Annotated in this window: 24 protein-coding genes and 1 riboswitch; of the genes, 12 read left to right on the top strand and 12 right to left on the bottom strand. The window is 40.6% G+C overall.

All coding sequences use genetic code 11. The annotated features are described in order from the left end of the window. Nucleotides 1-124: 124 nt before the first annotated feature. From ACFPOH_RS15590 to ACFPOH_RS15560, 7 genes are all read right to left on the bottom strand, one after another. Nucleotides 125-1,669: a solute symporter family protein gene (locus ACFPOH_RS15590; protein WP_390310551.1), complete on the bottom strand. Its 1,545-nt coding sequence runs from the start codon at nt 1,667-1,669 to the stop codon at nt 125-127. Further along, complete coding sequence (locus ACFPOH_RS15585) at nt 1,666-1,992, bottom strand: DUF485 domain-containing protein (protein ID WP_390310550.1); 327 nt, start codon at nt 1,990-1,992, stop codon at nt 1,666-1,668. The genes ACFPOH_RS15590 and ACFPOH_RS15585 overlap by 4 nt, the downstream gene beginning before the upstream one ends. Nucleotides 1,993-2,546: 554 nt before the next feature. Then, nucleotides 2,547-2,930, bottom strand: coding sequence for an rRNA methyltransferase (locus ACFPOH_RS15580; RefSeq protein ID WP_342581429.1), 384 nt, complete (start codon nt 2,928-2,930; stop codon nt 2,547-2,549). 13 nt (nt 2,931-2,943) lie between these two features. Continuing rightward, nucleotides 2,944-3,570 (bottom strand): LAGLIDADG family homing endonuclease, encoded by a 627-nt coding sequence (locus ACFPOH_RS15575; protein ID WP_390310548.1) that lies wholly within the window; start codon nt 3,568-3,570, stop codon nt 2,944-2,946. A 24-nt stretch (nt 3,571-3,594) separates the two neighbouring features. Beyond that, nucleotides 3,595-3,717, bottom strand: a complete 123-nt coding sequence (locus ACFPOH_RS15570) for a hypothetical protein (protein ID WP_390310546.1) — start codon at nt 3,715-3,717, stop codon at nt 3,595-3,597. Nucleotides 3,718-3,846: 129 nt separating this feature from the next. Then, nucleotides 3,847-4,296, bottom strand: a complete 450-nt coding sequence (locus ACFPOH_RS15565; protein WP_390310544.1) for an HAD hydrolase family protein — start codon at nt 4,294-4,296, stop codon at nt 3,847-3,849. Nucleotides 4,297-4,409: 113 nt separating this feature from the next. Further along, complete coding sequence (locus ACFPOH_RS15560) at nt 4,410-4,589, bottom strand: hypothetical protein (RefSeq protein ID WP_342581431.1); 180 nt, start codon at nt 4,587-4,589, stop codon at nt 4,410-4,412. A gap of 564 nt (nt 4,590-5,153) precedes the next feature. On the opposite strand from ACFPOH_RS15560, the gene ACFPOH_RS15555 reads away from it, so the two are divergent. Beyond that, complete coding sequence (locus tag ACFPOH_RS15555) at nt 5,154-6,545, top strand: nucleoside-diphosphate sugar epimerase (RefSeq protein ID WP_342469378.1); 1,392 nt, start codon at nt 5,154-5,156, stop codon at nt 6,543-6,545. 176 nt (nt 6,546-6,721) lie between these two features. Here the strand turns inward: ACFPOH_RS15555 and ACFPOH_RS15550 are convergent, their stop codons facing one another. Both ACFPOH_RS15550 and ACFPOH_RS15545 read right to left on the bottom strand, forming a co-directional pair. After that, nucleotides 6,722-6,883 (bottom strand): transcriptional regulator, encoded by a 162-nt coding sequence (locus ACFPOH_RS15550; protein ID WP_342469377.1) that lies wholly within the window; start codon nt 6,881-6,883, stop codon nt 6,722-6,724. Nucleotides 6,884-7,012: 129 nt separating this feature from the next. After that, nucleotides 7,013-7,438 carry a GatB/YqeY domain-containing protein gene (locus tag ACFPOH_RS15545; protein ID WP_342469376.1) on the bottom strand — a complete coding sequence of 142 codons (426 nt, stop codon included), beginning with the start codon at nt 7,436-7,438 and terminating at the stop codon, nt 7,013-7,015. A 298-nt stretch (nt 7,439-7,736) separates the two neighbouring features. Further along, a riboswitch (TPP riboswitch) is annotated at nt 7,737-7,843 on the top strand. Nucleotides 7,844-7,923: 80 nt separating this feature from the next. Between ACFPOH_RS15545 and thiT the strand changes: the two genes are divergently transcribed. From thiT to ACFPOH_RS15530, 3 genes are all read left to right on the top strand, one after another. Continuing rightward, nucleotides 7,924-8,526, top strand: coding sequence for an energy-coupled thiamine transporter ThiT (gene thiT / locus ACFPOH_RS15540; RefSeq protein WP_390310542.1), 603 nt, complete (start codon nt 7,924-7,926; stop codon nt 8,524-8,526). 323 nt (nt 8,527-8,849) lie between these two features. After that, the gene (locus tag ACFPOH_RS15535) at nt 8,850-9,893 is read left to right on the top strand and encodes a PTS sugar transporter subunit IIC (RefSeq protein WP_342581434.1); all 1,044 of its coding nucleotides are present in this window, start codon (nt 8,850-8,852) and stop codon (nt 9,891-9,893) included. Nucleotides 9,894-10,081: 188 nt separating this feature from the next. Further along, nucleotides 10,082-10,876, top strand: a complete 795-nt coding sequence (locus tag ACFPOH_RS15530; RefSeq protein WP_390310540.1) for an enoyl-CoA hydratase/isomerase family protein — start codon at nt 10,082-10,084, stop codon at nt 10,874-10,876. 35 nt (nt 10,877-10,911) lie between these two features. Here ACFPOH_RS15530 and ACFPOH_RS15525 read toward each other — a convergent pair whose 3' ends face one another. Then, entirely contained in the window at nt 10,912-11,715 is an 804-nt protein-coding gene (locus ACFPOH_RS15525) for a hypothetical protein (RefSeq protein ID WP_390310538.1), read from the bottom strand. A 146-nt stretch (nt 11,716-11,861) separates the two neighbouring features. Between ACFPOH_RS15525 and ACFPOH_RS15520 the strand changes: the two genes are divergently transcribed. Further along, nucleotides 11,862-13,025 carry an aminotransferase class I/II-fold pyridoxal phosphate-dependent enzyme gene (locus ACFPOH_RS15520; protein ID WP_390310536.1) on the top strand — a complete coding sequence of 388 codons (1,164 nt, stop codon included), beginning with the start codon at nt 11,862-11,864 and terminating at the stop codon, nt 13,023-13,025. A 137-nt stretch (nt 13,026-13,162) separates the two neighbouring features. Here the strand turns inward: ACFPOH_RS15520 and ACFPOH_RS15515 are convergent, their stop codons facing one another. Then, nucleotides 13,163-14,383, bottom strand: coding sequence for an AI-2E family transporter (locus tag ACFPOH_RS15515; protein WP_390310535.1), 1,221 nt, complete (start codon nt 14,381-14,383; stop codon nt 13,163-13,165). 65 nt (nt 14,384-14,448) lie between these two features. After that, complete coding sequence (locus ACFPOH_RS15510) at nt 14,449-15,399, bottom strand: LCP family protein (RefSeq protein ID WP_390310534.1); 951 nt, start codon at nt 15,397-15,399, stop codon at nt 14,449-14,451. 192 nt (nt 15,400-15,591) lie between these two features. Here ACFPOH_RS15510 and msrA point away from each other — a divergent pair, with 192 nt between their 5' ends. The 7 genes from msrA to ACFPOH_RS15475 all read left to right on the top strand — a co-directional run bounded on the left by msrA (nt 15,592) and on the right by ACFPOH_RS15475 (nt 23,658). After that, nucleotides 15,592-16,110: a peptide-methionine (S)-S-oxide reductase MsrA gene (gene msrA, locus ACFPOH_RS15505; protein WP_342581439.1), complete on the top strand. Its 519-nt coding sequence runs from the start codon at nt 15,592-15,594 to the stop codon at nt 16,108-16,110. Nucleotides 16,111-16,386: 276 nt separating this feature from the next. Further along, entirely contained in the window at nt 16,387-17,760 is a 1,374-nt protein-coding gene (locus ACFPOH_RS15500) for a methyl-accepting chemotaxis protein (RefSeq protein WP_390310532.1), read from the top strand. Between the two features lie 169 nt (nt 17,761-17,929). After that, entirely contained in the window at nt 17,930-18,592 is a 663-nt protein-coding gene (locus ACFPOH_RS15495; protein ID WP_390310530.1) for a 2OG-Fe(II) oxygenase, read from the top strand. A 249-nt stretch (nt 18,593-18,841) separates the two neighbouring features. Beyond that, complete coding sequence (locus ACFPOH_RS15490; RefSeq protein ID WP_390310529.1) at nt 18,842-20,446, top strand: ABC-F family ATP-binding cassette domain-containing protein; 1,605 nt, start codon at nt 18,842-18,844, stop codon at nt 20,444-20,446. 216 nt (nt 20,447-20,662) lie between these two features. Next, nucleotides 20,663-21,346, top strand: coding sequence for a hypothetical protein (locus ACFPOH_RS15485; protein ID WP_390310527.1), 684 nt, complete (start codon nt 20,663-20,665; stop codon nt 21,344-21,346). Nucleotides 21,347-21,554: 208 nt separating this feature from the next. Further along, nucleotides 21,555-22,874 carry a GntP family permease gene (locus ACFPOH_RS15480; protein WP_390310572.1) on the top strand — a complete coding sequence of 440 codons (1,320 nt, stop codon included), beginning with the start codon at nt 21,555-21,557 and terminating at the stop codon, nt 22,872-22,874. Between the two features lie 19 nt (nt 22,875-22,893). Then, on the top strand, nt 22,894-23,658 hold the full coding sequence (locus tag ACFPOH_RS15475; RefSeq protein WP_342469367.1) for a 3-hydroxybutyrate dehydrogenase: 765 nt from the start codon (nt 22,894-22,896) through the stop codon (nt 23,656-23,658). Nucleotides 23,659-23,783: the final 125 nt, after the last annotated feature.

Below are 23,783 nucleotides of genomic sequence, written 5' to 3'. Positions count from 1 at the left end.
GGGGCAACTATTCACCCCCCTCCCCAACTTGCCTGGTTTTGAATAGTATTGGCTGTACAAAAAAATCCTTGAGTATTACTACTCAAGGAAAATAGAAAGATAAGGATGAATGTAAGCGATTCAATTAGTGGGAGACTTTGCTTACTGAAATACCAGTTTGTGCGCGAACTTCAACTTCGCTGTATTTTGCGTAATCCGCTTCTTTAGAGAAGACTGTACCAAGCCATCCGCAGATGAAACCAACAGGTACGGAAACAATCGCAGGGTTTGTTAAGCTTACAAGTGGTGTACCCACGAAAATGGCTTTACCTGGTTCTGGGTTCCATACGTTTGGTGAAACTGCCACAAGTACTAATGCAGTAATCAAACCACCAAGGATAGCCCATACAGCTCCATTTGAATTGAAGCGTTTCCAGTAGATTGTATAGATAATAACTGGTAAGTTAGCAGATGCTGCAATACAGAATGCTAATGATACCAGGAACGCAACGTTAAGTGTTTGTGCACCTAATGCCAATAAGATGGAAATTACTGAAATGACTAATGAACCGATACGAGCTGCGATAACTTGTTGTTTTTCTGTAATTTGGCCTTTCTTGATGATTTGGCCATAGATGTCGTGAGATAGGGCAGAAGCACCGGAAAGTACCAAACCTGCAACTACCGCCAAGATTGTCGCGAATGCAACGGCGGATACGAATGAGAACAGGATGTCTCCACCTAAAGCTTCCGCAAGCAACGGTGCAGCCATGTTACCAGCAGGGTTTGCGGCAACAATTGTATCTTTACCAACGAATGCAGCTGCTCCGAATCCTAAGAAGATTGTCAATACATAGAAAAGACCAACGATCCATGTAGCCCAAATTACAGATGAACGCGCTGTTTGGGCATCTTTTACTGTGAAGAAGCGCATTAGGATGTGCGGAAGTCCTGCAGTACCCAATACTAACGCCAATAGTGTGGAAATTGTATTGATACCGCTCGTATAAAGCAATCCCGGATTCAAATATGCTTCTCCAGCTTCAGTGGCAGTTGTCATTTCTGAGAACATTCTGACAATACTGAAATCAAATTTCAATAATACTAAGAAAGAAATAATAGCAGTACCAAACATCAATAGACAAGCTTTAATAATCTGTACCCAAGAAGTGGCTGTCATACCACCGAACAATACGTAGATTGTCATCATGACACCAACGATTAATACAGCAACCCAATAAGGAATACCGAATAATAACTGAATAAGTGCTCCTGCACCAACCATTTGTGCAATCATGTAGAACAATACGATAACGATTGTACTTAAAGCGGCAGCTCCGCGAACTTTAGCCATATCAAAACGTGCTGTGATCATATCGGCCAATGTGAATTTACCAAGGTTACGTAATGGCTCGGCAACGATATAAAGAACTACCAGGTAAGCCACCAAGTATCCGATAGAGTAGTAGAAACCATCATATCCGTATAATGCAACGGAACCTGCAATCCCTAAGAATGATGCCGCTGATAAGTAGTCCCCTGAAATAGCCAGACCGTTTTGCCAACCTTTAAGACCGCCGCCTGCTGTATAGAAATCAGTTGCGGTGCTCGTTCTTTTGGAAGCCCAATAAGTGACATATAATGTAACTGCAACAATTGCTAAGAACATTACGATGGAAGTAATACTCATTGACCAGCACCCCTTTCGAATTCATCAATGATTGATTGAGCATCTTTGTCATATTTGTTTGCTCTTGAAACATAGAAGTGTGCCAGTCCCCAAGTCATAACGAACAAACCGAAAGAATAAATCCATACCCAAGTAATTTCCCCAAATGCTTTTTGATGCAAGATTTTCGTGTAAGATGTCAAGACTGGTAGCAACATGTAAAGAATGAAGAAAATTGCTGTGATCGTCCAGAGAAAGGAATTTTTCTTTTTGGAAAGCTGTCTGAACGATTCCGATTTGGCGATTTTTTCGTAGTCGATATTTTTGCTGTTTTGTCTCGCCATAAACATACCCCCTTTAAAATTGAACGTTTTTTCTGTATCATGTTCGTAAAATTCTAGTTTAAGAATTTTACAATTTCAATTTTATAGAGCGGTTCACAAAATTGCAATACTTTTTCTATAAATTATTCAAATTTTTTTGCGAAAAAAATTGATTAAAAGAGAAAATTTTTGCGTGAAAACAACAAAAGGATCAAATGTAGTGCAGATAAAAGGGAACAAATAAATATTTAATAGGTAAAATTGAAAAAAATAATGCGGAAATGACTATTGGAAAACAGAACATTGATTTCAGGTAATAATAATTTGATGAAAATAGTGGATTTATAATCATAAAATTATTATACTGCATATTTTGATCGAACTTAAAAAGCTATATTATTATTATTTTGCAACAAATATTTGACATCGGTTTCGGAAAAAAATGTCGGAAAATCAAAAAAAGAACAAGAATTCTTCTTCTGTCTCACTATTAGAAGTATTCTTGGATTATGAGATATTACTTCCGATAAGATATATTATGTCGGGGTCCCTGTTTTGCCGAATAAAAAAAGGCGCTATTCGCCTTCGTATTCTACTCTATATCTCCAACTTTCTTGTTTTACATCATTTGTGTTTATGTATGCAACACTTGCTTCAATAACATCGTTTAGATTCAATTGGTGGTCTTTTGCAAATTTTTTTAATCTCTCAAGCAATTCTTTATCACATGTTGTACGAAATTCTACTCGATCTTTTGGACGGTTTTTTTTATCAAATGTTATTGCATTCTCCTTTAATATATTTTCAAAGCCATTTTCAAGTAAATATCCAACATAAGTATTATTCTTATCTGCCATGATTTTTAAATCATCCAACAAGGCTTTGCTTATACGAGTTTTATATTTAATTCTTGAAGTATCAATAGTTTGTAATAATTTCCCATTTACCAATTTCCACAAAATAGTCCACCTCCTATTTTTTAAACCATTGAATTAATCGTTCTTTTTTATACGGAATAAAATTTTCACTGCAATTTGAATAAATGATTTTTGCCAGTTTAGAAAGACTGTCTTTTCCTTTGACCCAGACACGATAAATATCTCTGCCGGACCTAGTTTTTTCAATTGATATTTCAGATCTCAATTCCCATGCTACAATAACATTATACAAGCCATTTGCAAATTCTGCACTTGCAGTAGTGATGTTCATAACATACCCTCTATCTTGAATCCAACCATCCCCGTCAATCACGCCTCTGATAAAGGAAGGCAAATATTGATCGGGCACTGGCGGGAATTTCAGGGACAATGATTTGTTCGCCGTAATTCCCAACCGTTCAAGATCCCTTTTGATTTCACGGGAATGGATGACAAGAACGGGCACGGTCCTTGTTTTTCCCGGCGGAACTATTACATAATCCGCTTCCATATAGTTGGCGATCAGTTTCAAAATCCGCTCCTCTTTTTGAGAAAAATAAATCGTGTTTAACCGGTTATTGACCGTTCCATCTGTCACAAACAAACCTAAAACCCAGGCCATTTCATCCGTCCAAACTTTGAAAAAATCCTCATTCACCTTATGTTTTCTCGGCTGTCCCACGTTCCTTCTCTTTACTTGATTTTTCTATAATACATAACGGATACCGCGATCCGTAAGCCCGGTCATTTCGCAAATTTCCTTCACCGGCTTGCCGCTGGTATACATTTCAATGATCATTTCATCCGAAATTCCGCGTTTTCTTGGCACACAATCCCCCCTCCAAGAAAAACTGTTTACAAGATAGAATATATGCTCATTTAACATTATAAGAACAAATGTTCTTATTTTCAATTATTTAGGTGACTTCTTCATCCTGTTTTCTCCTTGAAAAAGATTTTAACCCACGGATACAGACCGATATTTATTTGAAAGTTCCAGAGGTCCTGTATAAGCATAATTCCATTCCCCATCGATTAAATACGTGGCTTCGTATCGAACAATCAACCGTTTCATTTCTTTCAGCACATGCTCCGGAAAAGGATGGCTTTTTACCACTTTCCCCTCCTTCCCAATCAGAGAACCATTTCCCCCGATCATCGGCAACTGATGAAATGTATGATCGATAACAGGCAGCATATCCCGTATCGGTCTTGCAGAAGCAAAGACAATTTCATGGCCGTCTTCCCTGACCTTCTGCAACGAATCTAAAATCTTTTCCGATATCGGTTGTCCTATAAAGACTATGGTTCCATTCAAGTAAAAACAAACTTCATCCGTATCACCTTTTCCTTTAATTTTCCATTGCCTAATATACCATGAAACTGTTTTTATGGGATATTTCGCCAAACGTTTTGCCATCTATGTACCAAAAAATATATGCGCCAGTTTTCCAACTGGCGCATGGCCAAGAAGGGTGTTCTGGCCCTGATATCCCGACTTCCTTTATATAAATGCCATTATCAGCGAGCGATTGTTAGGCCTGTAGTATCTGTTGATAATAATCTAGTCTCGCCGTTCACATAAGAAACCCAAACAAGGAAATTATCTTGGAATGCGATGAAAATTCCTTGCGTATTGTTGAAGCCGTTGCCTGTTACATAAATTTTTTCGCCGAAATCAAACTCCAAGTGTTTTTCCATGCCATCATTCACCTCCATTTTTGAAGTTACTATAATAAATGCAGATTTTTTTATGCGAACTGATTCATATGTACCAGGTTCAAAACAAAAATTTATATTTTATTTATAGAAGAAAATCTAATGAACATCTCTTTCAACAAATGCCCATTCCTATCAAATTGAACCGGCTGAACAAGACCGGAAAATAATCGCGCATTATAAACGAACAAAAGAAACGCTTCAACATCAGCTCACTGGTGAACGCGCGTTTTGCGCCCGGAAGATGCGGGAAATGGATTATACGAAGGAAATGAATGGATATGTATGACGGAGAACAAAAGGAAAGGAAAAGCTGTTTCAGAATAAAAAAATAGGTTACAGGTTTCATAAATTGGAGATTTTGTTAAATTTCAATATATTCACTGCAATTGAATCATGATTATGATATAACTTTCATAAAATTTACAAGATGGACCGTGTATACATAAAACAAGACTTTTTGTTCATTTTTCTTGAATGATTTCATCGATTTATACCCCGTTATTTCTCCAAAAAGTATATAATAGCTGTATATGGAGGTCGAACATGCTAAAAATTAAGAAAATCGAATTTATTAAAGCGGTATATGATGAATCTTTGTCCCATAATATTTTCTCTATCGCCAATGTCTATTTTTCGAACTATCCGCCCATTTTAGGCGCGTTGATATATTGGAAGAAAAACAATTCCCGTTCCGAATTTACACGGGAAGGTGAATATAAATTTTTTTACAACCTGGATGATATCACGTATTTTGCTGCTGTGAAATTCCCGAAAGGCACGAAATTGACGAGGGACCAAAAACAAGAATTATCTTATATCTTATTGGACGAACGGGGATCCATCGGCACATATACCTTTAAAACCCATCCGAGCAGAAGAAAGCGATTCGATCCGAAAAAGACGCTTGCAAGATTGAACATTCCTGAAGATTTTGATGTCAAATCGATTCCTGTCCATTATGGTCCGATCATTGATGAACAGAGCGCGGAAGAAATCCGTAGGGAAAATCCGCATTTATCAAAGGAATTCATTATCGATTATTGTTATTGGCGATATCGTTTAATAAAGCTCCATCCGACTGATTTCGAGCCTTATTTAAAATATGTGGATTTTGCATATGTATGCTATGCTTGCGATCAAATTTCGGAAAAATATTTGATTGATCATTTGGATATGGTGGATGTTTCTGCATTGCAATATAATTACCCGGTGCTTGCAAGGCTTTCTTCATCCTTTAAAAAATATATGGTCGAAGAATTGATTCGAAACGGTATGGAAATCAATCCGCATTTTGCTGATGAAATTGATACGTTTATTGAGGATGATACGTATTTCAGCGAATATGCAACCATTGATTTGTTGGATGATGATTTATTTGAAGAAGATGAGGAAAAAGTGGAATTTCAATTCTTTGAATTCGACCGCGGCCCATATAAGTGGCTTGGAAGTGAACATTTGGTGAAAGGCATCCCTTCCCTCGCTTCCCAATTATATGATGATATGGGCTATAAAAAACCGACAAACGAAGAAATGGATGAACAATTTGACAAATACAGCAAGCAGCAAATCTCATTGATCAGTGCCATTTTGGAGCCCCATTGGCTAAACCGCTACAAAGATCGCATCGATTGGAAAGCGGCCTGTTTATATAATAAACACCTGACGGATGAGTTCTTGACAGAGCATATCGAATTCGTCGATTTTGAGTGTCTTGGCAATAATTTGAGTTGCGTTTTATCCGAAGAATTCATTGAAAAGCATATGAATCAGTTCAACCACGACAAACCTGTACCGTTAATTATCCGCTTTTTGACGGTGCAAATGTATTTGAATCATAAAGACAAAATCAAAGTGAATTCCGAATTGCTGTTCCAATATTATAACAGCATCGGCGCACCCGAATACAAACAAATTCTTGATTTGCTGGATGAATAGCAGTTTTTGGACGCCATTTTCAATGAAAATGGTGTTTTTTTTTACCAATAAAACAACCTTGCTTGCGGCAACTCGACAAGCAAGGTTGTTAACTGGCTCGTATGTTTAATGTAGACAAGTGTATGACCTCTCTTTTCTGCGATCTGTAATGGTTACAGAATATATTCGCGATTTTCTTATGCATTTGCTTGTTCTTTCGTTTTTCGTGCATGTTCGTTGAATTGATCCAATTGTTCTTGGGATAGATGCTCAACGAAAATTGAAAAATTGATTGGTTCCAGACCGAATTGTTCGCATTTGGAAACGTAATATTCATAGCCTTCTTGATAAGTAGTCATAAAAAACACTCCTTTTTGATTTGTACTATAACAGTTGTTGTTTGATGATTCTAATATAGTACAGTTTTATTTTGCTGTCAACAAAAAGTTGAAAGACTTGTCTAAATTTTTAAACAAGTCTTTTTGATCTTAAATGAGGCTTTTTACCACTTTCGCGATCGTTGCTCCATCGGCTTTTCCTGCAAGGAGCGGTTTTGCGATTTTCATCGCCTCCCCCATATTCATTCCTTTTGAAATGCCTGCTTCTGTTAAAACATTGGCAATTTCCTCTTCAGATAATTGTTTTGGCAAGAAACTTTGCAAAATTTCCAGTTTGCGGTTTTCCTTTTCGATTAAATCTTCCCGGCCTGCTTGCTTTGCTCCTTCAAGGGCTTGATGGGTCTGTTTCACTTCACGATTGACAACCGCAATTTCTTCTTCATGGGAAAGTTCGGAACCTTTTTCTTTTTCCGCTTGATCCAAGGCGGATTTTAATAATGTAAGAACTCCTTTTGCAACGGCATCCTTTTCTTTCATCGCCTGTTTCAGTTGTTCGAAAACGGCTTGTTTCATCATATGATCATTATTCTCCTTTCATGGGATTTTATGAATATTATTATAATAAATTTTCTTTTCGCCATGAATGAAAAAGTGCTTTTTAATCCAGGATTCAAAACTGCAACAAACAAGGATGGATAATAGAATGCGGCAGGAAAATCGTCGAACGCCGCCTGTATTTCCTCTGGTTTAAACAGATCTGTTTTTATTTGATTACCAAAAGCGAATTTTCCATTTTTAAATATAAAACTTCCTATCCCCTGTACAAATACGATCTTTCAAGCTATACTTAGAGCGACAAAATTAAAATCATGATTGAAACCACAGGGGGAGCTTTGTGCTGAGAGTGAACAACTTTTCGTTGTTCTGACCCTTCGAACCTGTAAGATAATGCTTGCGCAGGGATTGTGGGATTTTGGATATATGTTGAATGGCGGACGAGGAGTTCTCCATACATATTCTCCCCCTTGAGGTTTCCATTTTATGGAGGGGAGAATTTTTTTATGAAAAAAATTAAATTGCAGGCTCTCATTGAAGCGGCGTTTTTTGCGGCATTCGCTTTAATTTTGGATTTGCTGCCATCGATCCAATTGGGGCCCTGGATGTCGGTTTCCTGTGCCATGTTGCCTATCTTCATTTTAGCTTTCCGTTGGGGATTCACTGTCAGCGTGATTTCCGGGTTTATTTGGGGGTTGTTGCAAGTGGTCACGGGGGATGCCTATATATTAAATATAGTGCAATTCTTAATCGAATATTTTGTCGCTTTTGCTTTCGTCGGTTTTGCCGGATTATTGTATAAACAGATACAAACCGCCTTTTTTGCAGAGAAGAAGAAAGCAAAAGGATTGATTTTGGCTGTATTGGCCGTCTTCCTGGGAAGTATCGCCCGGTATTTTTGGCATTTTCTTGCGGGTGTCGTTTTCTGGGCGGAATATGCGCCGGAAGGAATGTCCCCGGTGATCTATTCGTTGGTCGTAAATGGTGCAACGATGATTGGCGCGGCCATTTTCTGCTCGATTTTGATCGTACTTCTCCTTTCAGCCGCACCCCGGTTGATTCAGCGAAAAGGATTTGACATTGAAACGAATAAAACAACCACATCCTAATAGGATGTTTCATTTTGCGATCGGGCTGTCTGAAAAACGGGTTAACCGCTTTTTCGGACAGTTTTTATTTTTTTATAAAAACTTCTTTCACTAAAATATTTTGATAAAAAATAATAAATAGATGCCGCTTTTTTCTTTCCCAAACCTAATTTTGCTCGATTAAACCCATAAAAAAAGGATGTTTAACCTTCAAAAATTTATCTTTAATATGAATTATCAAAATATTTATAGTTGATAAAATATTATTTTTATATATAATTTACTATATTAATATACAATATTTCCACTATTAAAACAGTTCTAACAGAAAGGGTTTTGCAACGATGAAAGATTTCTTCAGTAAATTATTAACGGGAATGAGTTTAGGGATTGTGGTTTGTTTGATCCCTAATGCTCTTGTCGGAGAAATATTAAAATTGATTATTCCACATGCAGGGCCCCTTGAAACGTTCTTGACCGCCGTTTTGAACGCCTCTGTACTTGTGATGAGCTTACTGCCGGTGATTATGGGGGTTCTGATCGGAATCCAATTCAAACTGAATCCGGTTCAAATGTGTTCCATCGGACTTGCAGCTTTTATCGGCAGCGGTGTAACGACAATGGATGAAAATGGGGTCATTACGATGGCGGGGATTGGAACGGTCATCAATATCGGGATTACGGCAGCCATTGCCACATTATTCGTAAAATTCTTAGATGTGAAATTGAAGGATTGGACATTGTTATTGATGCCGGCCCTTACCATTTTCATTCCCGGTTTAATCGGTTTGGCCATTTTGCCTTACGTTCGTGATGCAAGTTTGGCCATTGGGGAAGGCATTATCTACTTAACAAATTTACAACCTGTGTTCATGGGTATGTTAATCGCAATGGTGTTCTCCATTCTGATTCTCTCACCGATTTCAACGATCGGTGTTGCTACCGCCATTATGATTTCAGGGGTCGCAGCGGGAGCGGCAAACCTCGGTGTGGCGGCTTCAGGTGTCGGCATGTGCATTGCCGCCTATAAAGCGAATAATTTAGGGACTGCCATCGCCCATCTTGCATCAGCCAAAATTCAAATGCGCAATTTCTTTATGAAGCCGCGCATTGCCTATCCAATGATCATTACAGCCGCGATTCTCGGTGCTTTATCAGGGGTTCTTCAAATTGTGGGAACACCGTACAGCGCGGGATTTGGTCTCGCTGGATTCGTGGGACCATTGAAATATTTGGATCTGGTCGGCTGGAACTTTAAAAGCATTACCATTGCAACTGTGATGTTCATCGCATTGCCTGTCATTTTAAATCTCATTTTCATTAAAGTCTTTGAGAAAAAATTTAAATGGATCAAATCGGATGATTATCTCGTTTCATACGAACATTAACATGGGATGGCTAACCTATTATAATATAGGTTAGCCTTTTTTTGTACATACGCCATTTTGGTGGGATGAAACTGTTATAAAACAGAGAATTTCTGAATATTGTTTGATTTTTTATGAATATTGAAATAACTCTAGGATGATGTTTCACTTTCAAGTAAGATGGAACTAATGTGAAGGAGGTATTTAGGATGCAAGTTCGTACGATGAGACTTGAAGAAGAAGAAGCAAAAATTGTCTATCAAGAAACAGCCGGTTTGGCCATCATCACAATCCATCGCCCTCAATTGAAAAACGCGTTGACAGCCAATATGTGGGATCAACTAGCCAAAATCGCAAAACAATCCCTTGAAAATCCAAAAAACAAAGTATTGATCCTCCGTGGTTCCGGTGAGAATTTTACAGCCGGTTCAGATATAAAGGAATTCAATCGGATGTCGTTGGAAGAAGCGGAAGAAGCGTTTGTCAGAATGGAAAATACGATTTCGACAATCGAGAATTTACCGCTCCCGACCATCGGAGTGATCAACGGACCTGCCATGGGCGCCGGACTGGAGCTTGCATTGGCATGTGATATACGCATAGGTTCTGAAAAAGCGCGCATGGGCATTCCTGTCGGCAAACTGGGCATTACGTTGAATAATAAATTTGCCAAACGTCTTGTGGATTTGGTGGGCCCATCCACAACGAAAGACTTTGTTTTCACCGGCCGCACATTCAAAGCGGAAGAAGCTTATCGGGCGGGCATGTTGAACTATTTGGTGCCTGAAAAAGAATTGACGCGCTTTTCCATCCGTTTGGGAAAATTGGTGGCCAGCATGTCCCCTGCCTCACTGCTGGCAGTGAAAAATTCGGTAAAAGAGTGCATCGATTCCGCTCCGGTTCTTTGGCAAGGTTCGACGCCTTTTGTAGATCCGATCGATTTTCCTGAAGGCGTCCGCGCGTTTGTTGAAAAACGTTTGCCTCAATTTACAAGAAAAAGATAAACAAAAAATGTGGTTGGCGATAAGTCAACCACATTTTACATTATGCCTTTCAAAAAGATGAGAATATGCATCGGTTCAAATTCAAAATGGCGTTGAAACTGGACGGAAATCTGTTTTTGTAACTGCTCCATTTTCTCGATCACATCATAATCAACCGGGGTTTTAATATGAAGGGATACATAAATCTTCGGCTGGAACTTCTTCATGGTGAATTGGACGGAATCCACTTTCGCAACCGCCGGATGGTTCGAAACGACATATTTGATCAAATCGAGATAAACATTCGGCGATATATCGATGGTTTGCCGGTGGAAATCCGGTTGGACAATGGTCGTTTCCCCCAACTTCACCCGATTTTTCGTAAATATATCAAATCCCTTTTGGATGATTCGTCTGAAAAAATTTTGTTCCACTTGCCGATATGGGATGGGCATCAAATGTTTCCCCTGGGTGAAACGGATAAATTGGGACAATTTGATTTCATTTTTTGAGCGGATATCGTCAATATAATAAAATTGTTGGATCGGGCCGAGTTCCAGCTGTTCCGCAATCTTTTTCGTCATTTTATCGCTTGTGCCGATGATCAATATGGATTGGATGTTCTGCTTTTTGATTGCTTCCATCACTTCTTTCTGATGGGCTTCATCCTGAAAAATCGCTCTCCGGACCGCCCGGATCGTGTTCTTTTCAAATTTCGCCGACGTGCCCGCAATTTTTTGCCCGTTTTTGATCAACAACCCATCGTCGATGATGGCTTCGATTTGATGATCATGGGCAAATTGCAAAGCGCTTGTACTCTTCCCTGACCCGCTCGGACCGCTTAAAGAATATACTTTCATTCTTTCAACTCCATCACTTCTTTTCTAGTATCATATACAAAAACTGGGTGGAAAGCAAAATCCTTTATTTTTACAACTTTGAAAGAATAAAAATATGTTAAAATATTTTTACGATTTGAATTCGTCAATCTTAAGGAGTGTTTATTTTGAATATTGTACCATCCAAGAAGATGTCATTATTCCAGCCAGCAATATTCGGCCAATTGAAAGAATATGCAAACAAGCAACAAGCAAAAGGTACGAAAATCATTGATTTAAGTCTCGGAAGTCCTGACCTTCCACCCCATGAAATGATAAGAAATCATTTGGCGGAGAAAAGCAAACATCCAAATGCCTATGGATATACATTGACAGGGACAAAGGAATTCAATGAAGCGGTGGCCCGTTACTACAAGCGGGTAAACAAAGTGGAACTCGATGCCGATACGGAAGTGCTGCTGACGATGGGTTCCCAGGAAGGATTGGTGCATCTGCCAATCGCCTTTTGTGATCCCGGTGACATTATCCTTACGACCAATCCCGCCTATGTCGCTTATATGGCAGGCATCCATTTGGCAGGGGCGGAAGCATATTACATACCGTTAAATAAGGAGAGAGGTTTCCTTCCGGATTTGTCGGCCATTCCTGAAGAAGTGGCAACCAAAGCGAAATTGATGATTTTGAATCTTCCCGGCAATCCGGTTCCAGCCATGCCATCGATTGAATATTTCACAGAAGTGGTTGAATTCGCAAAAAAACATAATATCATCGTCCTGCATGATGCCGCCTACTCGGAATTTTACTTTTCCGGCGATGGTCCGGTCAGTTTCTTAAACGCCCCTGGTGCAAAAGAAGTTGGAATGGAAATCAATTCTTTATCCAAAAGTTTCAGTTTGGCTGGCGCCCGGGTGGCTTACATCGTCGGAAACAGTGAAATGATCCAAATTTTAAAGCAGCTGAAATCCAATTTGGACTACGGCATTTTTGAACCGATTCAGTCCGCCGCAGCCCTTGCCTTGGATCATTCAGAAATCATTACCGACCATTTGCGGAAAACTTTTTCTGAAAGACATCATGTTCTTACAAAAGGGCTTGAAAAAATCGGTTGGGAATATGCCCCATCGGACGGAGGCATGTTTGTGTGGGCAAAATATCCATTTGACATCGACAGTGTTTCTTTCGCTTTTAAAGCCATTGAACAGGCGGGTGTCGTGATGGTACCAGGCACTTCCTTCGGTTCTGAAGGGGAAGGCTTTGTCCGCATTGCCCTTGTCCAAGAAAAGGAACTGTTGGAGGAAGCGATCGGGCGATTGAAAACGTTGAACATCTAAAGGGTCGGTTCTGAATCGGCTATCATCCAATCAAAATTGGATGATAGCTTTTTCATTTGCCGGAATCCTGTCAATCCGCCATTGGATTTGCTTTATTTGCCGATATAAAGAAAAAATCGGCCGAAATTTCAGCCGATTCAATCCACTTTATATTTGTAAGAATCATCTTCTTCATAGCGGTTATAACGCTTTTTGAACAATTCAAATAAGTAAGACACCAACACTTTTAAGATCGCATAACCCGGAATCCCCAGAACCACACCGGCAACGCCGAACAAAGAACCCGCCGTCAACAATACAAAAATGATGGTGATGGGATGGATTTTTAAGGATGAGCCCATAATATTAGGCGTAATGAGTTTTCCTTCAATGAGCTGGACAATCGTCCAAACGATAATCAGTTTCAACACCATGAATGGAGAATTCACCAGTGCAATGATGATGGCCGGTGTGATGGCAATGGCTGGACCCAAATATGGAACAACGCTCGTGATCATCGCCAAGAAACCTAACAGGAAGGCGTAATCCAATCCGATGATGAGAAAGCCGATCGTCATCATGATCCCGATGCAAAATGAAACTAAAATTTGACCTAATATGTAATGGCTGATTTGGTGGTCCATTGCCTTCATTACCTTGGCCGCATCATTGCGCGCGCGCGGCGGAAGGATATTCAATATAAATTTTGGAAGTTTTTCCCCTTCATATAACAGGTAAAACAAAATGAAAGGAACGGTCACCAGCGATAAAATGAAGCCTGTCACCGCGGAAACGAATCCCGTAATCCCGCTGGCGAGAGTCGATGCCAGATTCGTAAGGGTTTCTCTTACGGTTGTAATTAAATTGTCCGTCACATCCGTCAATACCCGGTCGTAATTGATGTTATATTTTGAAAATAAATCGCTGACGCCGGAATTATTTAAAAATGAGACAACCCCTTCGACAGCCGCTTTGAAGTAAACGGGAAATTCATAAACCAAATTGGTGAATTGCTCGCGCAAAAACGGAAATACAAGCAACACCAGCAAAGTGATGGCTCCAATCGCCAAGAGAAAAATCAAAAAGATGGACCAAATTCGCGGAATCCATCGTTCCAAAAATTTTAATATTGGTCTGAACAAGTAATATAAAATGACCGCAAGTACACCGGGCAATATGACAACTTCGAATAAAACCTGAAATGGATAGAAAATAAAGGAAATCTTATCAAAAATATAGATAACGAGCCCCAATAACAAAAGTACAATCAGTGTGAATAATAAATTTTTGCCTCCGAGAAAACGGATAAACTTTGTTGAAAAAAATTTCGATTCCTTTGATCGATTAACTTCACTTTCCAATTCTTTCTCTCTTTCCAAAAAATCACCTCATCATTTTTCGACAAAATCATTTTATCACGAAAAATAATTGGAAGAAAACTTTTCTATCCACCAATTCCTAAAAATTCGTGCAATTCTTTCTTGTTCGCTTCCAAATCAATTTCAATGACTGATCCCGCATGCTGGTAAGAGTTGAACCAATAAGTTCCTTCCACCGGTATGGTCATTTTTTCGATGGAAGGTTTTCCGCCTGCCAATACGGACAGCACCGTTTTAAACTCTTCCCCTGAAGTCATATCCGTAAGAACGTAGCCTTGTGCGGCACCGATAAATTTCGGCAGGTTTTTAATATTTGCCGGTTTCATAACTTCCTCTTTCAACGCTTCAATGACTTTTTGCTGCCGTTCGACACGGCCGAAATCCCCTTGGGCATCATGACGGAATCGGGCATAGCCAAGGAGCTCTTTGCCGTTTAACCGTTGCACGCCTTTTTTCAGGCTCACCCCGATATAAGCGGACATGTCTTTCTCCACATCAATTTCGACACCATTCGGGGCAATGATGTTTATGAGCGATTCAAAGCTTTGGAAGTCCATCACCATATAATGATGGATCGGAATATCGAACATTTCGTTCAATGTTTGCTTCAATAATTGAACGCCGCCCAAATAGTAGGCAGTATTCAACTTCCAAGAATCATAGCCGGGGATTTCCGTATAAATATCCCTCATAAAGGATACGAGCTTCATATCATTCGTATCTTTATTCCAAGAAAGGACCATCATCGTATCAGAACGGGATTTTTCCTCTCCCCTGCTGTCCACGCCGATGATTAAATAGTTCACAATGTTTCCTGTTTGTTCATCAGGGAGAAAATCCATTTTTTCCTTTTCTGCATCTCCCGCAAGTTCCAATCCGATCCGATATTGATGGATCGAATAGGCGCTGACCCCAATAATGATCAGCAATAAAATCAAAACAATGAATCTTCCTATTCTAAACCGTTTTTTCTTATAGCGTTTTTCACTCCGGCTTCGAATTTGATTATCTTCCATGCTTATTTCCCCTTATTCTTTTGGACTTCATCATAATAGAACGTTGAAAGATTGGGACAAGTTCACTTCTATCAATCATTATACTATGCTCCCATAGGAAATGCTTTTCCTGCATATGAAAGTTCCAGTTTTTGTTGTTATAATGATATCTTGTAGCAATGCATTGGATTTTAAGCAAAAGGAAGTGAAAAAATGGAAAAAGCTACATTTGCCGGCGGCTGTTTCTGGTGCATGGTGAAGCCTTTTGTGGAATGGGACGGAATTGAGAAAGTCACTTCCGGTTATATGGGAGGCCACGTTGAAAATCCTACATATGAACAGGTGAAATCCGGAACGACCGGCCATTTGGAAGTGGTGCAGATCGAATTTGATCCGGCTGTTTTCCCATACGAAAAACTGCTTGAAATCTATTGGATGCAAATCGATCCAACAGATGATGGCGGCCAGTTCCATGATCGTGGCGAAAACTATAAAACAGCCATTTTTTATCATACAGAAGAACAGCGGATACTGGCGGAAAAATCGAAAAAACAGCTGGAAGAAAGCGGCCGTTTCAAAAAGCCGATCGTCACCGAAATCCGTCCGGCTGCCCCTTTCTATGAAGCGGAAGATTATCATCAAGATTATTACAAAAAAAATCCCACACACTATGAAGAAGATCGCAGAAAATCCGGAAGGGACGATTTCATCCGGAAACATTGGAATGGTTAATTTAATGGCGGCAAAAGTGCCGCTGTTTTTTTAAACATAGAATCGGACAATCAGTTAGTTTACATAATCTAATTATAAAAAAACTAATATATTTTATTATCCCGAAGTAACTTATCCACCTCTAAATAAGTGATGTATTATACGGTAATTGATATCAATCACAAAATATCAATTTAATAAATTTATCTATTTTAGAATATTTTATTGAAAAACAATCCAATATTGTTATATTTTATTCTATATAAATGAGTTATTTTGCACAAGGGGGATGCCGTCATGTTTTTTATGAAAAAGATTCCTTTGAAAACCGAATACAAAGAAGCCGCTTCTTCACCTCAAATGGATGGACAAATTCAAGTGGCTGTAGATCAATTAAAAGGCGTTGTGGAGCAAATGAATTTGACTTCGCTGTCGCTCGAGGAAATTTCCAAATCCACAGAAGCAAAAACCGCCCAATTGTTTACCCACAGTGAACAAACCGTTTCCTTCTCTCAAGAAGCTTCTGAAAAAATGAAGGCAATCGAAGCGGCGGCTCTGCACATATCATCGTTTTCCCAAGAAATCCTTTCAAACAGCCAGACATCCTACGCCGAACTCCAAAACTCTTTTGTTTCTTTCCAAACCCTGCAGCAGAAGTTTGAACATTTAAGCCGCAGTCACAACGACTTGCTTGAACAAATGCATCAACTGGTTGAATACTCCAACAAAATTCAGGAAATTGTCTACACAATCGGTTCGATTTCACAAAAAACAAAAATCCTTGCTTTGAATGCTTCCATTGAAGCGGCTCGCGCTGGCGATCATGGAAAAGGGTTTTCTGTAGTTGCAAAAGAGGTTGGGAATTTAGCCAATCAAACATCCCAGGCTGTTGAGGAAACAAGAGATACCATCCAAATCATTCAAACGGAGATCAAATCGACTGCGGAAAAAGTGAAATTGGAAACGGCACAAGTGCATGAAGGTTTTCATGAAATGAATAAAATACTTGATGCGCTGGAGTCTTTCAAAGGAAAACTGAACATCATCACAAAGATGGTGCAGGAATCTTCGGAATCGGTGGACGAACAAAGGGACAGTGTCGTCGATATAGCAAACCTCCTTCAGGAAATAGCGGATATGGCATTGGAAAATAAAAAATACGTCGTTCAAGTGACAACCGATTTACGGACACAGCACAAGAATATAGAAGAAATCCGCTCCATCAATCAGGCGTTGACAAAAACCTCATCGGAACTGCAAACACTGGTTCATGAGAATGGACAAAACGTCCAATATGATGAAACCCTCGTCAAGCAAGTGAAAAACATGCTTTCTCAAAAAGTTCAATCCAAAACTCTCCTAAGTATGGATGAAAAAATTCATCAACTACTGCTCGATGAGATTCTATATTCGAATCCTCAGTTGGAAACGATTTGGACCAATCGGAGGGATGGAACCTTCATCTACTCCAACCCGCCTGCCGGACTTGTCAACGCCAAAATGCGCCCATGGTTCAAAGAAGCGATCAATGGTAAAGAGTATGTTTCCGAACCATATATCTCCGCAGTCACGAAAAACTATTGCATTACCCTTTCATTCCCGATAGTAAGCGAAGGCAAAATCATCGGCGTCTTAGGGGCGGATATGGCATTGAAAGAAAACGGGCGCTGAAAGGCGGAAAAGCTCAATCCTCTCCTTTGCCGATGTTTTTTCTGGTTCATCCGATTTTTTTCTATAAAGGATAGTGCGGAAACACGAAGATTAGTGTAAAATTATTATGTGCATTTTATCCTTTTTATCCCTTTTTATTCCATTTTTTTACATTCATTAAATGGAGGGAATGAGCTTGACGATTCTTGGAGCTGAATATTCTTTAAAGGAGCAAAACCTATTCAACTTCAGTGGAAACAAAATATATGTTGAAGACAGGGAAATTGATGTATTGGTGAAATACGAACAGCCGTTGGTGGTGGTGTTGGGTTCGGTGCTGGATGACGAAGAATGCGACAAACTCATCGAATTATCAAAGGATCGACTCCAGCGTTCCAAAATCGGCGCAGACAAAATTGTCAGCGACATCCGGACCAGCAGCGGCGCATTTCTTGCAGACGTGAATGATGATATGGTGAGAAGAATTGAAAAACGGGTTGCTTCCATTGTGGGGATCCCTGTGGAACATGCGGAAGGGTTACATATTTTAAACTATAAACCCGGACAAGAATATAAAGAGCATTTTGATTATTTTGCGGCGACAAGCAGAGCTGCAAGCAACAACCGGATTTGCACATTTGTCTTATATTTGAGCGATGTGGAAGATGGCGGAGAAACTTATTTTCCAAAATTGGGGTTAAAAGTGTATCCGAAAAAAGGAATGGCGGTATACTTTGAATATTTTTACAACGATCAAACATTAAATGAATTGACACTGCATGCCGGTTTACCGGTCGTTACAGGCGAAAAATGGATTGCAACGTTGTGGTTCAGAAGGAAGAAATGCATTTAACTTACATATCTCAAAATGGCAAGACTCACCTTTCACGTTACGGAATTGGAGAACAAAACATTTTCCAATTCCGTTTTTTCTTGCTTCTATGTTTTCCCCCAATCCCCTCCCCTTTTACGAATGAATGTAAACCTTCTATAGCTTTTCGCCCCACTTCCTGATATAATGGTGGCATTATGTGTAAAAGAGAAAATGGCGCTGGATTCCATCTTTTTTATACATTGAAGTAGTATCAAAGGAGGAACTTACATGATTCAAGTAAGTAATGTAGGTCTTCGTTATGGCGATCGCAAACTATTTGAAGATGTGAATATCAAATTTACACCTGGAAACTGTTATGGTCTTATCGGAGCAAACGGAGCGGGCAAATCCACGTTCCTTAAAATATTATCTGGAGAAATTGAACCGCAGGAAGGTCAAGTGATTGTTGGAAAAGACCAACGGATAGCCGTATTGAAGCAAAACCATTTTGAATATGACGAATATACGGTGCTGGAGACGGTCATTATGGGCCATAAACGCCTGTATGACGTCATGAAAGAAAAAGAAGCCATCTATATGAAAGAAGATTTTACAGATGAAGATGGCATGCGCGCCGCTGAACTTGAAGGCGAATTTGCCGAGTTGAACGGTTGGGAAGCTGAATCCGAAGCGGCCACCCTTTTGCATGGCCTTGGCATTCCCGATGAAAAGCACTATTTGAAAATGGCGGACTTGGAAGGTTCCGATAAAGTGAAAGTATTGCTTGCCCAAGCCCTTTTCGGCAAGCCGGACATCCTTTTATTGGACGAGCCGACAAACCACTTGGATTTGAAAGCCATTCGCTGGCTGGAAGAGTTTTTGATCAACTTTGAAAACACGGTCATCGTTGTTTCCCATGACCGTCACTTTTTGAATAAAGTTTGTACCCATATTGCCGATTTGGACTTTGGACGAATCCAAATCTATGTAGGGAACTATGATTTCTGGTATGAATCTTCCCAATTGGCATTGAAAATGGCGCAGGAACAAAACAAGAAAAAAGAAGAAAAAATCAAAGAGCTGCAAGAATTCATCGCCCGCTTCTCTGCCAATGCGTCAAAATCCAAGCAAGCGACAAGCCGCAAAAAAATGCTTGAAAAAATCCAATTGGAGGATATTAAACCGTCAAGCCGCAAATATCCTTACATCAATTTCAAAATCAACCGGGAAATCGGCAACGACTGTCTGGCGGTGGACGGTTTGACAGCGCTCCAAGACGGAAAAGTGCTGTTCAAAGATATTCGATTCATCATGAACCGGGATGATAAAATTGTGCTGCTTGGCAGCCCATTGGCCAAATCCGCATTGCTCGATATTTTGATGGAAGAACGCCAGGCGGACGGCGGAACATTTAAATGGGGCGTGACAACATCCAGAGCCTACTTCCCAATGGACAACTCGAAATACTTTGAAGGCGAAGAAAAAACACTGGTGGATTGGTTGCGCCAATTCTCTCCGGAAGATCAAACGGAAACGTTCTTGCGCGGTTTCTTGGGCCGTATGCTGTTCTCCGGCGAAGAAGTGAAAAAATCCCCTTCCGTATTATCGGGGGGCGAAAAAGTCCGCTGCATGCTGGCCAAAATGATGCTTTCAGGCGCGAACGTGCTTCTTTTGGATGAACCGACGAACCATTTGGACTTGGAATCCATTCAAGCGTTGAACAATGGATTGATCGCCTTCAAAGGCGCGATGATTTTCACATCCCACGACCATCAATTTATCCAAACGATTGCAAACCGCGTCATTGAAATTCAGGAAGACGGCTCCATCATCGACAAGCAATGCACATATGATGAATTCCTGGAGTGGAAAGAAGCTCAAGGGCTTTTATAATAGAAAAAAATGAGAATCCTTAAAAGAGTGGATGGGGAAAGTATTGCGTTTCCCCTATTCACTCTTTTTTTGGATTTGAATTTGGCCAGGAATGGCTTTTTTGGATTTATCCATTCCCAAACTAGTTTACATAATATAATTATTAAAAAATTAGTGTATGGGCACTAATATCATTTTATAATAATAAGTAATATAGAACGGAAGGAGCTGTGCGTGATGAGAGCAATGCGAATTTCCATGATCTTTCTGCTGGTTCTGCTGTTTGGCTGCCAACAACAAGACAATGCGGGCGATCCCGAACCTGTGAACGGAGAAACGCCTAATGGAGAAGAAAATGGGGATAATCAAAATGCGGTGGAAGAAGAACCGGAGGATGAATTGGAATTAAGCCAATTTTTAAAACCGGACGGATCGACGGCGAAATTTTTGGGCGATGGCAATGAATTTGCTTCATATACCGAAAAAACGACTTGGCTGGACGATCAGTATGTGGGCACAATTGTCGATAACGGCGGTGTGACCATGATGACCATTTATAAAATCGGTGATGAAAAAATCGAGATTGTTTACAAAGAGCCGGTGGACCTTGATGCCGCTTTTCCGGACATGGAAGACATAAAGTCCATGCAGCCTATTGAAACGTATTTTGCAAAACCGATCGAGGTTGGCACATCCTTCGGCAACTGGAAAATCATAAAAATCGATGAACCTGTCGAAACACCTTATAAAAACTTTGATGAGGCCATTGTAATCGAAGAATCCGGTGAAAATTACGTCAACAGAAAGTACTTTGTTGAAGGGCTTGGAGAAGTGAAAACCGAATATATCATGGATACGGATCAGGGAGAAAAATATATCGTGATCTCCACCCTTGAATCGGTCTCAACGGAAGATGAATAATCTTTCCCCTCCCCTGCCGCTTAATAGGAGCAATTCCTCACAATCAAGAGGAAGATGCTCTTTTTTTATTTTTTATTAGACTTTTTACCCATTTAATAGAAAAGGGCTATCAAAAAGAATGAAACAATTTCCGGTCACATACACATTTAATAGAAATCTCTGAATTTTAACAGAAATTTCGTAACTTACTAAAGGGGGGAATCCGATGATTTTAGGTTTCATCGGGCTGTTGGGAAGCTTGGCGCTGATGATCTATTTGACGATGCGCGGCGTCAACTTGCTTATTGCGGCGCCTTTTGCGGCATTCATTGCAGCCATTTTCAGCGGAATTACGATATTTCCGCAATTGGCTTCGGAAGGTGCGCCGGACTTTATTACCAGCTACATGGGCGGCTTTACGGGATTCATCAGTTCCTGGTGGCTCATGTTCTTGGCGGGGGCCATTTTCGGAAAAGTGATGGAAGACAGTGGGGCTGCTGATAGCGTCTCCAAATGGATTGTTGAAAAGATTGGCGCGAAACACGCCATCTTGGCTGTTGTTGTGGCTTGTGCCGTTTTGACCTATGGTGGTGTGAGCCTGTTCATTGTTGCCTTCTCTGTTTTCCCGATGGCATTAAGTCTATTCAAAGAAGCCAACCTTCCAAGACGGTTTATTCCGGGTACATTGGCATTGGGATCCGTCACATTCACCATGACTTCCGCCGGTTCTCCGGAAATCCAGAACTGGATTCCCATTGAACACTTGGGAACGACACCTTATGCAGGTTGGCAAGTGAGTTTGATTGTCGCCATTTTCATGGCCGTTATCGGTTATTTTTGGTTAAAGTGGATGATTGGACGAGCAGTGGAGAGAGGTGAAACTTTCGTTGCAAAAGAATCCGACCAATTTGAACATGAAGAAATCCGCCCTCTTCCGAATCCTTTGCTCAGTCTGTTGCCGTTGGTCGTCGTTCTTGGATTTTCCTTCATTTTCCATGATACGTTGGGAACATCCGCATTGATCATCGCTTTGCTCGGCGGCATCATCACGGCTTATCTTGTGAGCTTCAAATATATGCAAAATCGGGAAAAAGCGATTGCGGATGGCGCGTTAGGGGCAATAATCGCCATCGCCAATACAGCTGCGGTCGTCGGATATGGCGGTGTTGTGAAACAGACGGCTGCCTTCCTTCAAACGGTGGATTACATGACAAACATTCCGGGCAATCCGCTTATTGGCGGTGCCATTGCGGTTGCGGTGCTGGCGGGTCTCACCGGATCCTCATCGGGAGGACAATCTATCGCCTTGCCATTAATTGCTCCCCATTATTTGGATATGGGAGTCAATCCGGAACAATTGCACAGGGTGGTGGCCATTGCTTCAGGATCTTTGGATACATTGCCCCATAGCGGTTATGTGGTGACCACGATCACGGCCATCGCGAAGGAATCCCATAAAGACGCATATCCGGCAATGGGGGCGCTCACCGTCATCATTCCTCTGCTCGGAACAATACTTGCGATCATCTTATTCTCATTAGGATTATAAACGGTTGGAGGTTCTGTTAATGAAAGGAAAAACGCTTTTTATCACCGGAAGTGCCCAAGGAATCGGGTTTGAAATTGCCAAAAACTTTGCTGAGGCGGGGGCAAACGTCGTCATTTCCGATTTGAACGAGGAAAAATTGGATCAAGCAATAAAACAATTGCCCGGACAGGTTTCAAGCGTCGTCTGCAATGTGACGAGCGAAGAACAAATAAAACGGGCGATTGACTATACCGTAGAAACATACGGCTCGATCGATATTTTGATCAACAATGCCGGAATCCAGCATGTGTCATTCATCGAAGACTTTCCCACTGAAAAATTTGAATTGATGATCAAAATCATGCTGACGGCGCCTTTTATTACAATGAAATATGCGATTCCACATATGAAGAAAAAGCAGTTCGGGAGAATCATCAATATCGCTTCCATCAACGGCTTGATCGGGTTTGCGGGCAAATCCGCATACAACTCCGCCAAGCACGGTGTCATCGGATTGACAAAAGTGGCGGCCCTTGAAACGGCTCCTTATCACATTACGGTGAATGCCATCTGCCCTGGTTATGTGGATACAGCATTGGTGCGGGGGCAATTTGAAGATTTGGCGAAAACGCGCAATATCCCGGTGGAAAATGTGTTGGAAGAAGTGCTATATCCATTGGTTCCGCAAAAACGGTTGATTTCAGTCGATGAAATTGCGTCCCTTGCCCTTTATCTTGCAAGCGATGCCGCCAAAGGAATCACCGGTCAAGCCGTGGTCTTGGACGGAGGTTATACCGCACAATAAATCGAGTAGGAGGGAGCGATTAACTCCCGTCCTCTCACACCACCGTACGTACGGTTCCGTATACGGCGGTTCAATTAAGATAATTGACGCAAGTTTTTATAACTTCCGTGAATAGCTGTTCTCTT

Origin of the sequence: Ureibacillus suwonensis, from assembly GCF_042655065.1 — a bacterium.
Taxonomy (GTDB): Bacteria; Bacillota; Bacilli; order Bacillales_A; family Planococcaceae; genus Ureibacillus; species Ureibacillus suwonensis.
This window is presented reverse-complemented; position numbering and strand designations above follow the sequence as displayed.